At 48.5% G+C, this 204-nt stretch carries 1 protein-coding gene; it reads right to left on the reverse strand.

Annotation, left to right across the window (positions count from 1 at the left end; translation table 11 throughout):
• Nucleotides 1-204: hypothetical protein (locus tag ACO0LL_RS30495; RefSeq protein ID WP_422954562.1), on the reverse strand; the 204-nt coding region annotated here is incomplete at both ends.

Raw genomic sequence — 204 nt, forward strand, 5'->3', positions numbered from 1 at the left:
TGACGACTGCAGAATTGCTGACAATGTTTTCAATACCAGACAAAGTTGCACCAGCCAGATTGATCGCACCGTAAGTGACCAGTGTATCGTTACCTGTACCCAGGTTGATCGTGTCTGTTACAACGCGAGCAACTGCAGTCGCTGTGGACTGTGCATTCAGGTTCACACCGTTTTCTGTCGTGTTGTAGGTACCGGCAACATAGT

The organism is Undibacterium sp. TC4M20W, assembly GCF_049340245.1.
Taxonomy (GTDB): Bacteria; Pseudomonadota; Gammaproteobacteria; order Burkholderiales; family Burkholderiaceae_D; genus Undibacterium.